Below are 16,719 nucleotides of genomic sequence, written 5' to 3' on the forward strand. Positions count from 1 at the left end.
GGAGGACGGTTCCATGAAGGCGAGAGATCTACTGATTTTATCCGGCATCATCGGGATCATTCTCATGATGGTCGTCCCCATCCCGCTCATGCTGCTCGACTTTTTGCTGATCGTCAACATCTCGCTCGCGCTCATGATCATCCTGATCGCGATGAATACGCAGGACGCGCTCGACTTCTCGATATTCCCGACGCTGCTGCTGATTACGACGCTGTTCCGGCTCGCCCTGAACGTCTCCACGACGCGCAACATTTTGAGCGAGGCGGAAGCGGGCAGCGTCGTCGAAACGTTCGGCTCGTTCGTCGCCGGCGGCAATCTGGTCGTCGGGTTCGTCGTCTTTCTCATTCTCGTCATCGTACAGTTCATCGTCATTACGAAAGGCTCGGAGCGGGTAGCCGAGGTCGGCGCGAGATTTACGCTCGACGCGATGCCCGGCAAGCAGATGGCGATCGACGCCGACTTGAACTCCGGTCTCATCAACGAGCAGGAAGCGAAGGAGCGCCGCCGGAAAATCGAGCGCGAGGCGGACTTTTACGGAGCGATGGACGGGGCGAGCAAGTTCGTCAAGGGCGATGCGATCGCGGGCATCGTCATCCTTCTCATCAACATGATCGGCGGATTGATTATCGGCGCGACGTATCACGACATGTCGCTGATGGAATCGCTGCAGACGTTTTCGATTTTGACGATCGGCGACGGTCTCGTCAGCCAAATTCCGGCGCTGCTCATCTCTTCCGCTTCGGGCATTATCGTGACGCGCGCCGCGTCGGAAGGCAACCTCGCCACCGACTTGACCGCTCAGCTGTTCAGCTATCCGAAGCTGCTGTACGTCGTGGCGGGGACGATTTTGTTCCTCGGCATTTTCACGCCGATTCATCTCGTGACGACGGTACCGATCGCCGGGCTGCTGGCGCTGGCCGCCTACCGGATGCAGCGCAACCTGAATCGCCAGGCGGAGGAAACGGAGCAGCTTGTCGAGGAGCAGCAGATCGAGGAGGTGCGCAGTCCGGAAAGCGTCGTCTCGCTGCTGTCGGTCGATCCGATCGAGTTCGAATTCGGCTACGGGCTTATTCCGCTCGCGGATACGAACCAGGGCGGCGACCTGCTCGACCGCATCATCATGATTCGACGGCAATGCGCCTTGGAGCTGGGTCTTGTCGTCCCGGTCATCCGAATTCGCGACAATATTCAACTAAAACCGAACGAATACGTCATCAAAATTAAAGGAAATACGGTGGCGCGCGGTGAATTGTTATTGAATCACTATTTGGCCATGAGTCCGGGCATCGAGGACGATTCGATTCTCGGCATCGAAACGACGGAGCCGGCGTTCGGCCTGCCGGCGCTCTGGATCGACGAGAACATGAAGGAACGCGCCGAGCTGTCCGGGTATACGGTCGTCGACCCGCCTTCGGTCGTCGCGACGCACTTGACGGAGGTCGTGAAGCGCCACGCGCACGAGCTGCTCGGAAGACAGGAGACGAAGATGCTTGTCGAAAACGTCAAGGAATCGTATCCGGCGCTCGTCGAAGACCTTGTGCCGAACGTGCTGAACGTGGGCGACATTCAGAAAGTGCTGGCGAAACTGCTGAAAGAAAAAATTTCGATCCGCGACCTCGTTACCATCTTCGAGACGTTGGCCGACTACGGCACGTACACGAAAGATCCGGACATCTTGACCGAATACGTGCGTCAAGCGCTGTCCCGACAAATTACGAACCAATACGCGAGCGGCGGCGATTCGCTCAAAGTGGTGACGATCGGCCCGTCGCTGGAGAAAAAAATCGCCGAAAGCGTGCAGCAAACCGAGCACGGCTCCTACCTGGCGCTCGACCCCGTGTCGTCGCAAGCGATTTTCCAAAAAGTGTCCGAGCAGTTGAACAAGCTGATCCAGCAAGGCCAGCAGCCGGTCATTCTCGCCTCTCCGACGATCCGGATGTATTTGCGGCAGCTGCTGGAGCGTACGATGCAGGATATTACCGTATTGTCATACAGCGAGCTTGAACCGCAAGCCGAAATTCAAAGCGTTGGGGTGGTGAACTTATGAGAGTGAAACGATACGTCGTCGATTCGATGCCGGACGCGCTGCAAAAAATTCGGACCGATCTCGGCAAGGACGCGGTCATTCTCAATACGAAGGAAATTCGCTCAGGCGGTTTCCTCGGTCTGTTCGGCAAGAAGAAGATCGAGGTGATCGCCGCGACCGATTCGGCTCAAGCCCAACAGCCGGCTCCCGCCGCCGTTTCCCCGGGCGCCCTGAAAGCGGCTCCGTCGGGCGGCTCCACGTTCGCCGCGTTCATGCAGGAGGCGGGGGCGCTCGCTTCGAGACCGGCGGCGGCTCCTATAGCACCGCAGCCTGCCGCGTCGACGCTATCGGCCGCGGTCGCGACGCTCGATGAGCCCGTCCTGCCTCCCGTCGCTCCGCCGGCTTCGCGCTCCCGCGCGAAGGAGGACGTCCTGCTCGACGAGATCAAGCAGATGAAGGAATTGATGGCCAAGCTGTCCGCCGGGGTGAAGCAGGAACCCGGTCTCCCGGAGCCGATTCGCAAGTTCGAGCGGCCGCTGCTGGAGCACGAGGTGCTGCCGGAGCTGGTCGAGCGGCTGCTTGGCAAAGCGGCCGAAGAGTTCGAAAGCGAAGGCTCGCCCCGGACGGACGAATACGCCTATCAGGCGGTCAAGAAACAGCTGAAGGACATTTTGTACACCCCGAAACAAAAAGGGCTGGCGAGCGATACGCGGATCGCCCATTTCGTCGGACCGACCGGCGTCGGCAAGACGACGACGATCGCCAAGCTGGCCGCCGAGCAGGTGCTCAAGCTGAATCGCAAAGTCGGCTTCATCACGTCCGACACGTATCGGATCGCGGCGGTGGAGCAGCTCAAGACGTACGCGACGATTTTGAACGTGCCGCTCGAGGTCGTGTTTTCGCCGCAGGAGCTGGCCCGCGCGTTTCAGCAGCTGCAAGATTGCGACGTCATCTTCATGGATACGGCAGGTCGCAATTTTCGCAATCAAATGTACGTGTCCGAACTGAACTCCCTTCTTCAGACGAAAGGCAAGAGCGAAACGTTTCTCGTGCTCGGCCTTACTTCCAAGTACAAGGATATGAAGGCGATCACCGACAATTTCGCCAAATTCAAGCTCGACAAAGTGCTGTTCACGAAAATGGACGAAACCCATTCGTACGGCTCGATCGTCAATCTGCTATACGATTTCCCGCTCCAGCTCTCCTATATTACGAACGGTCAAAACGTGCCTGACGACATCATCGAGACGAACGAAGACAAATTGATCGATCTACTTCTGGAGGAACGCGAGCAATGAGCGATCAAGCGCAGAGCCTTAGAAATCTCGTAAGGACGCAGTCGGATCGGACTACCCGCACGACGCAGATCGTCACCGTGACGAGCGGCAAGGGCGGCGTCGGCAAATCGAACTTCACGCTGAACTTCGCGCTGACGCTGCAAAAGCAAGGCTATAAGGTGCTCGTGTTCGACGCGGATATCGGCCTCGCCAACATCGACGTGCTGATGGGCATATCGCCGAAGTACAGCTTGTACCATTTGCTAAAACGGGAAAAGACGATATGGGAAATTATCCAGAAAGGCCATAACGAGCTGGAGTTTATCGCGGGCGGCTCCGGCTTCAACGATTTGATGAGACTGACCGAGGCGGAGGTCGACTATTTCGCCGATCAGGTGAACCAGCTGAACGGTCACGTCGACTATATCATCTTCGATACGGGTGCCGGGCTGTCGCAGGAAACGCTCAAGTTCATCGTCGCCGCGAACGAGACGATCGTCGTGACGACACCCGAGCCGACGGCGATTACGGACGCGTACGCGATCATCAAGATGGTCAACTCGCTCGGCCACGACGTCCGATTCCAGCTCGTCGTCAACCGCGTCACGGAAGCGCACGAGGGGAAACAGACGGCGGACAAAATCAGTCTCGTCGCCAAGCAATTTTTGCACATCAACATTCCGACGCTCGGCTTCGTCGAGGACGACGCCAGCGTCTCGAAGGCGGTCAAAAAGCAAGTTCCGTTTACGGTCGCGTTCCCGACGAGCGCCGCTTCGAGAAGCATCGAGCGTCTCGCGCAGCGGTTCGTATCGGGCCAGCCCGCTCCGGAGCCGCAAAACGGGGGAGTCAAAGGGTTTTTGAGCAAAATGATGAAGCTTCTGAAATGAGACAACCCGCGGTCCGAGGACATCAGGATGAGGTGATAGCATGGCCATACATAGGGTGTTGGTTGTCGACGATTCGGTCTTCATGCGTAAAATCATAACGGATATGATTCAAGAGGACGAACGGTTCGAGGTGGTCGATACGGCCAAAAACGGGCTGGAGGCGGTCGAGAAGGCGAAGCGGCTGAAGCCGGACGTCGTGACGCTCGACATCGAAATGCCCGAAATGAACGGCCTCGAAGCGCTCAAGCGGATCATGGAGGACCATCCGGTGCCGGTCGTCATGCTGAGCAGCTTGACGGAGGAAGGGGCGAAGGAGACGATCGCCGCCCTCGAGCTCGGCGCGGTCGATTTCGTCCGCAAGCCTTCCGGCTCGATATCGCTCGACTTGTTCAAAGTCAAGTCGCTGCTGATGGAGAAGCTGACCGTCGCGCTGCAGACGAAAGTATCCCGCCCGGCGGTCCAAACGCGGCCTTACGTGCCGCCGAAGCCGGTAATCAAGCCGCCCGCCGCGAGCGTCGCGAAGGAGTTGATCGCTACGACGCCGGCCGCGGCCCATTCGGGCAAAATCGAGCGACTCGTCGCCATCGGAACGTCGACGGGCGGACCGCGTGCGCTGCAGCAGGTCGTTTCGGAGCTGCCCGCCGATTTTCCCGCGCCGGTATTGATCGTTCAGCATATGCCGCCGAACTTCACCAAGTCGCTCGCGCAGCGGCTGGACGCCACGTCGCACGTAACGGTCGTGGAAGCCGAGGACGGAGACCGGCTGCGCAACGGCGTCGCCTATATCGCGCCGGGAGGCTGGCACATGATCGTGAAGCGGGACGAGGTCGGGTATAAGATCCGGCTGACGAAGGACGAGCCCCGGAGCGGTCACCGGCCGTCGGTCGACATGCTGTTCGACTCGCTCTTGCCGTTCCGCGACCTGAAGCGGCATATCGTCATCATGACGGGGATGGGGAGCGACGGAGCGAAGGGGATGCAGGCGCTTAGGCAAGCGGGCGCCGTATCCACGATCGCCGAATCGAGCGAAACCTGCGTCGTGTACGGCATGCCCCGCGCCGCCGCGGAATTGAACTGCGTCACGCATCAGCTTCCGCTGTATCAGATCGCCTCGAAGCTGACGGAGCTTGTCACGAAAGACATCAACCCGAAAATGTGAACAAGAGGGGGCACGGCGGATGGAAATGAATCAGTATTTAAGCATGTTCATCGACGAGTCGCGGGAGCATCTGCAGGCGTTGAACGACAACATGCTGAAGCTTGAAGCAAGCCCGGAGGACATCGGCATCGTGCAGACGATTTTCCGTTCGGCGCATACGCTGAAGGGAATGTCCGCTACGATGGGGTTCGAGGACTTGGCTTCGCTCACCCACGAGATGGAAAACGTGCTCGATCTCGTGCGCAACCACAAGCTGGCGATGAACCCGTTTATATTCGACGCCATCTTCAAAAGCCTCGATTCGCTCGAAGCGATGGTGGAGGACATCATCAACGGCGGTACCGGCAAAGCGGACGTAAGCGCGATCGTGGCGACGCTGAAATCGATCGTGTCGGGCGATTACGAAAAGGGCGGTGCGGCCGCGGGCCAGCCCGCGTCGTCTTCCGCCGGAGCGGCGGAGCTGGACGAGTTTCAATTTTCGATCTTGATGCAATCGCTCGAGAGCGGACATCAGGTTTACTATTTGAAAGTGTCGGTCCAAGACACGTGCGTGCTGAAGGCGGCGCGCGCCTACATGGTATTCGACGTGCTCGAGCAAAACGGCGAAGTCGTCCAATCGACCCCGTCGGTCGAAGACATCGAAAAAGAGAAGTTCGACAAATCGTTCACGGTCTATTATTTGTCCCAGCTGTCCGCCGAAGAGCTGGAAAAGCGCGCCGGAAGCATCAGCGAGATCGAGTACGTCGAGGTGGAGAAGCTGGATGCGGACAGCTTGAAGCGGAAAATGGAGCCGAAGCCGGCGGCGTCCGCCCAGGCGGCTGCAGCCAAAGCCGAAGCCGCTCCGGCCGCAGCGGCTCCCGCCAAAGCGGAGTCGGCCGCGCCGAAGCCGGCGGCGGGCGGCGCTCCGGTCGCCTCCCGGACGATCCGCGTCGATATCGAGCGTCTCGACGTGCTCATGAACTTGTTCAGCGAGCTGCTGATCGACCGGGTGAGGCTCGAGCAGCTGGCCAGCGAGGTGCGCCGCAACGATTTGACCGAAACGGTCGAGCATATGGCGCGCGTCAGCAGCGACCTGCAAAACATCGTGCTGAAGCTGCGGATGGTGCCGGTCGATACCGTATTCAACCGGTTCCCGCGGATGGTTCGCGATTTGGCGAAGTCGCTCGACAAAAAGGTCGACCTGATCGTGACCGGCGCCGAAACGGAGCTCGACCGGACGGTCATCGACGAGATCGGCGACCCGCTCGTCCACTTGCTGCGCAACTCCGTCGACCACGGCGTGGAGACGATACCGGACCGGATCGCGGCCGGCAAGCCGGAAACCGGTACGGTCCATCTGCGCGCCTTCCACAGCGGCAACCACGTGTTCATCGAAATCGAGGACGACGGCAAAGGGATCAACCGCGACAAGGTGCTCGGAACCGCGCTGAAAAAAGGCGTCGTCACGCAGGAGCAGGCGAAGACGCTGACGGACGAAGAGGTGTACATGCTGCTGTTCGCGTCGGGCTTCAGCACGGCCGAGGTCATTTCCGACATATCCGGCCGCGGCGTAGGGCTCGACGTCGTCAAGACGAAGATCGAATCGCTCGGCGGACGCGTTCAAGTCGAATCGAAGCTCGGAATCGGAACGAAGTTTTCGGTACAGCTGCCGCTGACGCTGTCGATCATTTCGGCGATGCTGGTGCGGCTCGGTGCGGAAAAGTACGCGATTCCGCTTTCTTCGATCGTGGAGACGTCGGTTATTCGCAAGGAAAGCGTTCGCTGGGTTCAAGGCAATCCGATGATGGATTTCCGCGGCGGGATCATTCCTTTGGTGTCGCTGAGCAAGCTGTTCGACGTGCCGGGTTATTCCGAGGCGGACGAGGACGAGACGGAAATCGTGGTCATCAAAAAAGGCGACAAGCTTGCGGCGATCATGATCGACGAGTTTATCGGCCAGCAGGAAATCGTGTTGAAATCGCTCGGCAAATATTTGACGAATTTGTTCGCGGTATCCGGCGCCACCATTTTGGGCGACGGCCAAGTGGCGCTGATCGTCGACACGAACGCTTTGATCAAATAAGAGGGGGTTACATATCATGGGAGAAGAGCTTAAAGTGATCGTGTTCTCGCTCGCCCACGAACAATACGGAGTCGAGGTGGAGAAGGTCCGGACGATCGAGCGGATGCAGCCGCTCACCCGGGTGCCGAAAACGCCGGCTTTCGTCAAAGGCGTCATCAACCTGCGCGGCGTTGTCGTGCCGGTCATCGATCTTCGCGGACGGTTCGGCTTGCCGGAAGCGGACTATACGGACAACTCGCGAATCATTATCGTCGCGGTGAAAGATATGGAAGTGGGCATGATCGTCGACATGGCGAACGACGTCGTCGATGTCGACAGCGACAACATCGAGCAGCCTCCGGAAATCGTCGGCGGCATCAAGGCGAAATATTTGCGCGGCTTGGCCAAGCTGCAGGACGATCGGCTGCTCGTCCTACTCAATCTGGAGGAAGTGCTCAACAAAAGCGAAATCGTCCAGCTCGAGCAGTTCGGGGAATAACGATGACCTCATCCAACTTCCACAACTTTGCGGACTTTCAACTAGACGTGCTGAAGGAAGTAGGCAACATCGGCGCGGGCAACGCCGCGACGGCGCTGTCCAAGCTGCTCGACAGGCCGGTCGACATGCAGGTGCCGCTCGTCAACATGCTCCCGTTCGAGGACATCATTGAAGTGCTCGGCGGCTCGGAGCAGATCGTCGTCGCCATCTACTTGCGGGTAACCGGCGAAGCGCCGGGCAACATGTTCTTCATCCTGACCCAACCGTCGGCCAAGCAGCTGCTGCAAAACTTGGCCGGCATCGTCGTCGAGGACGAGGAGCACTATTCCGAGATGGAGCTTTCGGCGTTGAGCGAGATCGGTAACATTTTGGCCGGGTCGTACTTGTCGTCGCTCGCCGACTTTACGAAGCTGAGCATGTCCCCGACCGTTCCGTCGCTGACGATCGACATGCTCGGCGCCGTCGTCAGCTACGGGCTGATCCAGTACGGTGAAATGGGCGATAAGGCGCTGTTCATCGATACGAAGTTTTTCGAAGGAAATGAAGCGGTGGAAGGCCATTTCTTCCTGGTCCCCGATCCCGAGTCGTTCGACAAAATCTTCAAGTCTTTGGGAGTGCCGCTCGAATGACCTCGGACAACCTGATCAAGGTGGGAATGGCAGATCTGAACGTGACATCGAGTCCGGGCATACTGAAAACGACCGGTCTCGGCTCGTGCGTCGGCGTCACGGTGTACGATCCGAGAACGAAAATCGCGGGAATGGCTCACGTCATGCTGCCGTCTTCCGATATCGCGAAGGAAGGCACGATTAACGTGGCCAAGTATGCCGACACGGCGATCCCCGAGATGGTGAAGCGGATGACGAAGCTCGGCGCATCCGGCTCGCGCCTGGTCGCCAAGCTGGCCGGCGGGGCCCAAATGTTCGCGTTCAACACGGCGAACGATACGATGCGGATCGGGCCTCGCAACGTCGAGTCCTGCAAGGAGCAATTGAAGCTTTTTTCGATACCGATAATTGCGGAGGATACGGGAGGAAATTTCGGAAGGACGATCGAGTTTTACGCGGACACCGGAATTTTGGTCTTGCGAACCGTACAACAAGGAGTCAAGGAACTGTAGCCATGATCGGAACCGTTCGATGGAATATCGTTTTGGGGGCGTCGGGTTTCATCTTGACGTTTCTCCTGTCAATCGGGAACAACTTCTTCTTGCGAACGCTGCTCAACAGCCTGTACAGCTTTCTGATCCTGTTCGCCGTCGCGTATGCGCTGCGGTGGATTCTCGGCACTCTCGTCGGCTTGAAGCCCGTCGCGCCCGAAACGGATGCGGCGCCGGCCGAAGCGCTCGGCCGAACGGTGGACGCGGTGACGCCCGAGAACGAGGATCAATTGAACGATTTGCTCAAGGAGCAGCTGAACCGGCCCGATCCGGACGCGACGTTCGCGCCGCTCGAGCCGAAGAAGCTCGCTTCGATTCCGGACGCGAGCGGAGAGGAATTGGCCCGGGCGGTGCGGCGACTGACAGAAGAGTAAGGAGAGCGAGCTGAATGATTCAACAAAAGCAATCCCCTTTGTCCAACATCGACATTTGGAAACAATGGAAAAGTGAAGGTTTGCTTTCGGCGAAACAAGCGCTGGTCGAGCATTATTTGCCGTTGGTCGATTACGTGGTCGGCCGCCTCCTCATCGGACTGCCCAAAAACGTTTCTAGGGACGATTTATCCAGTTATGGTATAATGGGGTTAATCGACGCGATCGAGAAGTTCGACTACGAACGCGGCTTGCAATTCGAAACGTACGCGTCCTGGCGCATTCGCGGCGCGATTATCGACGGTCTCAGGCAGGGCGATTGGGTGCCGCGGTCCGTTCGCGAGAAGGCCAAAAAAATCGAGGACGCCTACCAGAAGCTCGAGCAGCACTACTTGCGCTCCGTCACGGATGCGGAAATCAGCTCGTATTTGAACGTCAGCGAGAAAGAGTTCCAGCACATGCTTCAGGAAATTTCGATCACGACGGTATGCTCGTTCGACGATCCGATCAAGGAAGAGGAATCGGAGACGCGTTTGTCGCTGATGGTGGACGAAAAAGCGAGAAACCCGGAGTACAAGGTGAACGAATTTTTTCTGAAAGAATCGTTGGCCAAGGCGATCGACAAGCTGACGGAGAAGGAACGGACGGTCGTCTCCTTGTTTTATTACGAGGAGCTCTCCTTGAGCGAGATCGCGGAGGTCATGTCGTTATCGCCTTCCCGCATTTCCCAGCTGCACTCCAAAGCGATTTTGCGGCTTAGGGGATCGCTCGGCAGGTGGAAAAATCAATTGATGCAGCAATAGCGGCAAGTCAGGAAGGGGGAAATGCGTTGTCCACCGAATTGCCTTTGGAACACTACATCAGTGTCAGCCTGGCCGAGGACAAATTGACCGCCTCCATCCAAATCGTGACGCTTCCGGATTCTTTTCCTTATACGGTTAACGACATCATCGCGTTTCTTCATAAGAACCATGTACGTTACGGCATACAACGAGACGTCATTGCAGCGCTCATCCAAGATCCGAAGCCGTTTGTGCAAACGAAAACCGTAGTGGCAACCGGGGACCCTCCCGGACCCGGCATCGACGGAGAGATTCGGAACTTGTACGACGCGGATGCGGAACGGAAAAAACCGGCGGAGCTCGAGGACGGGACCGTCGACTACAAGGAAGTCACCCGTCTGACCAACGTCCGCAAAGGGCAGCTGATCGCCGAGCGGCTGCCGGCAAAGGAAGGGCCGCCCGGCCGGGACGTAACCGGCGAGACGATCCCCGGCCGCAGCGGCAAGGAAGCGCGATTCAAGCTGGGTAAAAACGTCGTTGCCGACGGGGAGCAGAAAGCGCTTTATGCCGCGATGGACGGCATGGTCGTCTACACGGAAAACGACAAGATCAACGTATTTCCCGTATTCGAGGTAAACGGCGACGTCGATTACAACGTCGGCAACATCGATTTTCTCGGTACGGTAGTCATCCGGGGCAACGTGCTGTCGGGGTTCAAGGTGAAGGCGGCCGGCGATATCCGCGTGACCGGCGGCGTCGAAGGGGCCGAAATCGAGGCGCTCGGCTCGATCGAAATCAGCGCCGGCATTCTCGGACATAATAAAGCCGTCATTCGGGCGGGAGTCAACCTGAAAAGCTCGTTCATCCAGGACGCCGTCATCGAAGCCGGACAAAACGTTGTCGTCTCCCAAAGCATCATGCATTCGCAGGTGCGAGCCGGACAAAACGTCCAATGCGCCGGCCCGAAAGGGCTGATCGTCGGCGGGACGATTCAGGCCGGGGAAAAAGTGATCGCCCGCACGATCGGCAACCCGATGTCGACGCCCACCTCCGTCGAAGTCGGCGTCCTTCCGGAGCTGCGCAACGAGCTCACGACGCTGCGCCAGCAGTTGAAGCAAAATCAAGACGGCCTCGACAAAACGGAGAAGGCGCTCACGCTGCTCGACCAGCTGGCCGCGGCGGGAACGCTGTCGTCCGACAAGCTGGCGATGCGCATCAAGCTGACGCATACGAAAAAGCAAGCCGTCGACGAACAAAACGGAATCAAGGAACGTATACTTGAAATCGAGAAGACGTTGGAGGATACCGACCGGGCGCGGGTGCAGGTCATCTCCATGGTGTACGGCGGGACGAAAATCGTCATCGGCCGTTATACCCGGTTCGTGAAAGACGCAACGTCGAGGGTGCAATTCATGTATTCCGCCGGCGACATCTCGATGCTCCCGAACGAATAAGCAAGCCGCCGACCGGAAGCGAATAAGCCGTGTACACACGGGGAACGGGGTGAGTGGCATGAGCTTGAGATCGGTCGAAATGCAAATCGCCATTCCGCGCACGAGCGAGGTCGGAAACGTCCAAAACCATTTGATGCAAAAGCCGGTTTACGATCAAGAGGCGTTGGCCGCGAAAGCGATCGAGCAAAAGGATCGGCAGCTCCGACAAACCGAAAAAGTCGACGACCCGTCGTCGGCGCTCATTCGTGATGACCAGCGCAGAGGCTCCAAAGGCAAACGCGAACGGGGTAGCCCGCAGACAGGGAAAGCGAAGCCGGGCGGGAAACCGGCGGCGGATCCGTCCGGGCATCCGTATAAAGGACAGCATATCGATTTCACTTTATAACCGGCAGGCCCGATCGGCCGGTTATTGCAACCATCATTCGATCCCGAGAAAAGGTGAGCTAGCTTGGACGCTTGGCTTTACATCGTTTTGCTGGGGCTTGTGCTCGTCGTCTACGCGAAGCTCGTTCCCAAGAAGGAGAGCGGGACGAAGCAGGCGCAGACGAGCGTTATCAAAGAAATCGAAGATACGATGGAGCAGTTTTCCGCCGAGCTGGAGGAAGAAAATCGGCAGCTGCTCGGACTCGTAGCGGAGATGAAAAAAGAGCACGACGTTCACGCGGCGAAGCTGCAAGGCCGAATCGAAGCGCTGGAACAGCAAAATCGCGCGGTCACGGAACAGCTCGGCCAACTCGTACGGGCGGAACAAAGCCGCAAGGAAGCGGCCGGACAAGCCGAAGGCTTGCTGGCGCGTTCGCAGTCGATTGCCGCGGCATCCGTCCGGACCGAAGCTCCCGTCGCCCACGAACCGATGCCTGCGGCCGAAGTCGTCGCCCCGCCGGAGAAAGAGCCGGAGAAGGCGTCGAGCAACATACGCGATCGGTATGCCGCCGTATTCCAGCTTTATGATCAAGGAAAATCGACCGAATATATCGCCAAAAAGCTGGAGATGAACAAAGGCGAAGTGATGCTCATCATTCAACTGGCGAAACAGGAGGACCAGGCTCGTGTTTAAAAATCGGACGTTTCTGTACGGGCTCGGTTTCGGCTTGATCGCGGGCGCCGTCCTGCTCCAGCTCATGTTTAAGGTGGACGAGCTGGAAAACCGACCGCTCGAGCAGACGCAGCCGGCTACGGTCGACCAGCTGCAGGCGCAGGCGGACAAGCTGAACTACAAGGTCGTCCCGAAAGATCAATCGGTCTATTCCGACAAGGACATCGAGGCGATCCGGCAAAAAGCGGCCGAGGAAGAGCGCGCCAAGCTGGCGAAGACGCAGCAGCCCGCCAACCCGGGCGCATCGCAACCCGCCGCGGCGAAGACGATCCGCTCGGTCTATATTTCGGACCGGATGGACGCGGCCGCCGTCGCCGATCTGTTCGTCAAAGCGCAAATCGTAACCGACGCCAATTCGTTGGTGGCCGCATTGAGAGACACGAAGTCGACGACGCGCATCCGCGCCGGCTCGTATTCGTTCGAGGACAACACCCCCATTGCGGATATTGTGGCCGCCATTACGATATCGACCAGTCCATGAAAACCGGATTTCGCACCGAGTGCGAGGCCCGGTTTATTTATTGGGATCGAAGCAGGAAATTTCCCCCTTCGATCGAAGTTCCTACTATCCAATGAATAGAGAGGAGTTTCACGATGGCGCGGTTTACGGTCGATTTCTTTTTTATGGGGGGCGGGACGCACCGGATCGAGGTGGAGGCGGATACGTTCGCGCAGGTGACGATGAGCATTACGCAAAATCGGGACGGTTGGTTCGGGAAGCAAGGGGACCTGATCCATTTGAAAAACGTCGAGCGGGTCCGGATCGCCGATGGCGGCGAGGGGGAAAGCAAGCCTAGAATGGCGAGATAGTAGGAACTTGTCGAACGATCGGGGATTCGGTTGCAAACGTAGTTTCGGATGTGGTATAGTAATTGACGGTGTGAAAACCACGCACGCCGTTTAATTCCTTTGACGGTGCTTATGGGATCATAAGTTTCAGAGGAAGATGCGAACGGCGGAGGAAACCCAAAACCATTTTAAAGGAGGTGCGTGAAGATGGCAGTAATCTCCATGAAGCAGCTTCTCGAAGCTGGGGTACACTTCGGTCACCAAACCCGTCGCTGGAACCCGAAAATGGATCGTTACATCTTCACCGAAAGAAACGGAATTTATATTATCGACCTGCAAAAGACGGTCAAAAAAGTCGAGGAAGCTTACAACTTCGTCAAATCGATCGCCGAAGACAACGGCACGATCCTTTTCGTAGGAACGAAGAAGCAAGCCCAAGACTCCGTCAAGGAAGAAGCCGAGCGCTGCGGCATGTTCTACATCAACCAACGTTGGTTGGGCGGCACGCTGACGAACTTCCAAACGATCCAAAAGCGGGTAAACCGCCTGCATGAGCTGGATCGCATGGAAAGCGACGGCACGTTCGACCTGCTTCCGAAAAAAGAAGTCATCCTGCTCCGCAAAGAAATGGAACGCCTCGAGAAGTTCTTGGGCGGCATCAAGCATATGAAGCAGCTTCCGAGCGCCCTGTTCATCATCGATCCGCGCAAAGAGCGCATCGCGGTTGCCGAAGCCCGCAAGCTGGGCATCCCGATCGTGGGCATCGTCGATACGAACTGCGATCCGGACGAAATCGACTACGTCATTCCGGGCAACGACGACGCGATCCGCGCCGTTAAGCTGTTGACGGGCAAAATCGCCGACGCGGTTATCGAAGCTCACCAAGGCGAGCAAACGACGGCATAACTTCAAATTTGACGGCAAAAGGGTGGTTTGAAGGTTATTTAACCTCTCGCCGCCCTTTTTTTAAAGAAGAAAACAACTTTGGGGCAACGTAGTAGTAAACGTCCGGTTCCGGGCTGACGGAGGGCGTTCCGACGTTTCGCCCCGGGATACATACAAGGGAGGTACTTTCGATGGCCGTATCGGCACAGGCAGTTAAAGAATTGCGCGAAAAAACCGGAGCAGGCATGCTCGATTGCAAAAAAGCGTTGGAAGAAGCGAACGGGGATTTGACGAAAGCGTCGGAAATTCTCCGCGAGAAAGGGTTGGCGGCTGCGGCCAAGAGAGGCGACCGCATCGCGACCGAAGGTATCGTCGAAGCTTACATTCACGCCGGCGGACGGATCGGCGTCCTCGTCGAAGTCAACTGCGAAACCGACTTCGTCGCGCAAAACGTATCGTTCAAAGAGTTCGTGCGCGATATCGCGATGCAAATCGCCGCGACGAACCCGCTCTACATCGGCCGCGAAGAAGTGCCGCAAGAGGCGCTTGACAAAGAGCGCGAAATTTTGAGAAACCAAGCGCTCAACGAAGGCAAGCCGGCTCACATCGTCGACAAAATGGTGGAAGGCCGCCTGAGCAAATATTACGAAGAAAACTGCCTCTTGGAGCAGGCTTTCATCAAAGATCCGGACAAAACGATCAGCGTTCTGCTGAACGAGAAAGTCGCCGCGATCGGCGAAAAAATTTCGATCCGCCGCTTCACCCGCTACGAGCTGGGCGAAGGCTTGGAGAAGAAGCAGGACAACTTCGTCGAGGAAGTTATGGCGCAAGTTAAACAATAAAGGACGTTGACGGACAACCAATACCCGGCTTCAGGTATTGGTTGTCCCATAACTGCCGATAGATCCGGAGGAACACGCGGTGTTCCTTCTTTTGTAACGCCAGCGAGCCATAGGAGGAGACCATGTTGGAACGACCGGAATACAAGCGAGTGGTGCTGAAATTAAGCGGGGAAGCGTTGGCGGGTCAGCAAGGGTACGGGATCGATTCCGCGATGATTTCGGAAATCGCCGCCCAAGTGAAGGACATTCACGACCTGAAGGTGGAAGTCGCGATCGTCGTCGGAGGCGGGAACATCTGGAGAGGCATCGCCGGAAGCGCCAAAGGGATCGATCGGGCGACGGCGGACTATATGGGGATGCTCGCTACGGTGATGAACTCGCTTGCGCTGCAGGACGCGCTCGAGCAAATCGACGTACCGACCCGCGTGCAAACGTCGATAACGATGCAGCAGGTTGCCGAGCCTTACATTCGCCGCCGCGCGATTCGCCATCTCGAAAAAGGCCGCGTCGTCATCTTCGCCGCCGGAACGGGCAACCCGTACTTCTCCACCGATACGACGGCCGCTCTGCGCGCCGCCGAGATCGAAGCGGAAGTCATCCTGATGGCCAAAAACAAAGTCGACGGCGTCTACAGCGCCGACCCGTTCAAAGATCCGAATGCGGAGAAATTCGAAACGCTCACGTATATGGAAATGCTGAACAAAAACTTGGGCGTCATGGATTCCACCGCATCGTCGCTTTGCATGGACAATAACATTCCGCTTCTCGTCTTCTCGATTACAGAACGCGGAAACATCAAACGCGCCATCTTAGGCGAGAAAATCGGTACGATCGTGAAAGGAAGTGCGAACTAATGCCGCAATCGATCAAGAAAAACGCGGAAGAGCGGATGGAGAAAGCGATCGGAGCGCTGCGCAAGGAATTGGCCGGACTCCGTGCGGGACGCGCCACGCCGGCGCTGCTCGACCGCGTGCAAGTCGAATATTACGGCTCGATGACGCCGGTCAACCAATTGGCGAACATCAATACGCCCGATTCCCGTACGCTGCTCATCCAGCCGTGGGACAAGTCGTCGATGGGAGCGATCGAGAAGGCGATTTTGAAGTCCGAGCTCGGCCTTACGCCTTCGAACGACGGCAGCACGATCCGTCTCAGCATCCCGCCGCTCACGGAAGAACGCCGCAGCGAGCTCGTCAAGCTGACGAAGAAGTACGGCGAGGAAGCGAAAGTGGCGATCCGCAACATTCGCCGCGACGCCAACGACGATATCAAAAAGCTCGAGAAAACGAGCATCTCCGAGGACGAATCCCGTCGTCATCAGGACGACATCCAGAAAGCGACGGACAAGTATATCGCCGAAATCGATAAAGTGTTGTCGGCTAAAGAAAAAGAAATTATGGAAGTGTGACGGCAAGTTTACGGCCCCCCGAATCGAAGGGGGATTTTTGTGTT

The 16,719-nt window shown here is 57.6% G+C and carries 19 protein-coding genes; all 19 read left to right on the forward strand.

All coding sequences use genetic code 11. The features are described from left to right. The first annotated feature begins 13 nt into the window (after positions 1-13). Entirely contained in the window at positions 14-2,047 is a 2,034-nt protein-coding gene (gene flhA / locus DLM86_RS29515) for a flagellar biosynthesis protein FlhA (RefSeq protein ID WP_110843644.1), read from the forward strand. Continuing rightward, a complete protein-coding gene (flhF, locus tag DLM86_RS29520; protein ID WP_110843645.1) occupies positions 2,044-3,324 on the forward strand; it encodes a flagellar biosynthesis GTPase FlhF in 1,281 nt (426 codons plus the stop codon). The genes flhA and flhF overlap by 4 nt, the downstream gene beginning before the upstream one ends. Next, positions 3,321-4,190, forward strand: a complete 870-nt coding sequence (locus DLM86_RS29525; RefSeq protein ID WP_110843646.1) for a MinD/ParA family protein — start codon at positions 3,321-3,323, stop codon at positions 4,188-4,190. Before flhF ends, DLM86_RS29525 begins: the two co-directional genes overlap by 4 nt. Positions 4,191-4,230: 40 nt before the next feature. Continuing rightward, positions 4,231-5,349 carry a protein-glutamate methylesterase/protein-glutamine glutaminase gene (locus DLM86_RS29530; RefSeq protein WP_110843647.1) on the forward strand — a complete coding sequence of 373 codons (1,119 nt, stop codon included), beginning with the start codon at positions 4,231-4,233 and terminating at the stop codon, positions 5,347-5,349. A gap of 19 nt (positions 5,350-5,368) precedes the next feature. Then, positions 5,369-7,411 (forward strand): chemotaxis protein CheA, encoded by a 2,043-nt coding sequence (locus DLM86_RS29535; protein WP_110843648.1) that lies wholly within the window; start codon positions 5,369-5,371, stop codon positions 7,409-7,411. 16 nt (positions 7,412-7,427) lie between these two features. Continuing rightward, on the forward strand, positions 7,428-7,889 hold the full coding sequence (locus DLM86_RS29540) for a chemotaxis protein CheW (RefSeq protein ID WP_110843649.1): 462 nt from the start codon (positions 7,428-7,430) through the stop codon (positions 7,887-7,889). Positions 7,890-7,891: 2 nt separating this feature from the next. Continuing rightward, the gene (locus DLM86_RS29545) at positions 7,892-8,518 is read left to right on the forward strand and encodes a chemotaxis protein CheC (RefSeq protein WP_110843650.1); all 627 of its coding nucleotides are present in this window, start codon (positions 7,892-7,894) and stop codon (positions 8,516-8,518) included. Continuing rightward, on the forward strand, positions 8,515-9,009 hold the full coding sequence (locus DLM86_RS29550) for a chemotaxis protein CheD (protein ID WP_110843651.1): 495 nt from the start codon (positions 8,515-8,517) through the stop codon (positions 9,007-9,009). The genes DLM86_RS29545 and DLM86_RS29550 overlap by 4 nt, the downstream gene beginning before the upstream one ends. Positions 9,010-9,011: 2 nt before the next feature. Next, entirely contained in the window at positions 9,012-9,422 is a 411-nt protein-coding gene (locus tag DLM86_RS29555) for a hypothetical protein (protein WP_110843652.1), read from the forward strand. Between the two features lie 14 nt (positions 9,423-9,436). Next, positions 9,437-10,222, forward strand: coding sequence for a FliA/WhiG family RNA polymerase sigma factor (locus DLM86_RS29560; RefSeq protein WP_110843653.1), 786 nt, complete (start codon positions 9,437-9,439; stop codon positions 10,220-10,222). A 26-nt stretch (positions 10,223-10,248) separates the two neighbouring features. Continuing rightward, a complete protein-coding gene (locus DLM86_RS29565; RefSeq protein WP_110843654.1) occupies positions 10,249-11,655 on the forward strand; it encodes a flagellar assembly protein A in 1,407 nt (468 codons plus the stop codon). Between the two features lie 58 nt (positions 11,656-11,713). Next, complete coding sequence (locus tag DLM86_RS29570) at positions 11,714-12,040, forward strand: hypothetical protein (protein WP_110843655.1); 327 nt, start codon at positions 11,714-11,716, stop codon at positions 12,038-12,040. Positions 12,041-12,103: 63 nt separating this feature from the next. Beyond that, entirely contained in the window at positions 12,104-12,712 is a 609-nt protein-coding gene (locus DLM86_RS29575; RefSeq protein WP_110843656.1) for a DUF6115 domain-containing protein, read from the forward strand. Beyond that, positions 12,705-13,232 (forward strand): hypothetical protein, encoded by a 528-nt coding sequence (locus DLM86_RS29580; RefSeq protein ID WP_110843657.1) that lies wholly within the window; start codon positions 12,705-12,707, stop codon positions 13,230-13,232. Before DLM86_RS29575 ends, DLM86_RS29580 begins: the two co-directional genes overlap by 8 nt. 113 nt (positions 13,233-13,345) lie before the next feature. Next, the gene (locus DLM86_RS29585; protein ID WP_110843658.1) at positions 13,346-13,561 is read left to right on the forward strand and encodes a hypothetical protein; all 216 of its coding nucleotides are present in this window, start codon (positions 13,346-13,348) and stop codon (positions 13,559-13,561) included. Between the two features lie 186 nt (positions 13,562-13,747). Then, positions 13,748-14,446 carry a 30S ribosomal protein S2 gene (rpsB, locus tag DLM86_RS29590; protein WP_110843659.1) on the forward strand — a complete coding sequence of 233 codons (699 nt, stop codon included), beginning with the start codon at positions 13,748-13,750 and terminating at the stop codon, positions 14,444-14,446. A 170-nt stretch (positions 14,447-14,616) separates the two neighbouring features. Continuing rightward, a complete protein-coding gene (gene tsf / locus DLM86_RS29595) occupies positions 14,617-15,267 on the forward strand; it encodes a translation elongation factor Ts (RefSeq protein ID WP_110843660.1) in 651 nt (216 codons plus the stop codon). A gap of 125 nt (positions 15,268-15,392) precedes the next feature. Next, positions 15,393-16,121, forward strand: coding sequence for a UMP kinase (gene pyrH / locus DLM86_RS29600; protein WP_110843707.1), 729 nt, complete (start codon positions 15,393-15,395; stop codon positions 16,119-16,121). Then, a complete protein-coding gene (gene frr / locus DLM86_RS29605; protein WP_110843661.1) occupies positions 16,121-16,675 on the forward strand; it encodes a ribosome recycling factor in 555 nt (184 codons plus the stop codon). The genes pyrH and frr overlap by 1 nt, the downstream gene beginning before the upstream one ends. Positions 16,676-16,719 lie beyond the last annotated feature (44 nt).

The organism is Paenibacillus flagellatus (assembly GCF_003217775.1).
Taxonomy (GTDB): Bacteria; Bacillota; Bacilli; order Paenibacillales; family NBRC-103111; genus Paenibacillus_AB; species Paenibacillus_AB flagellatus.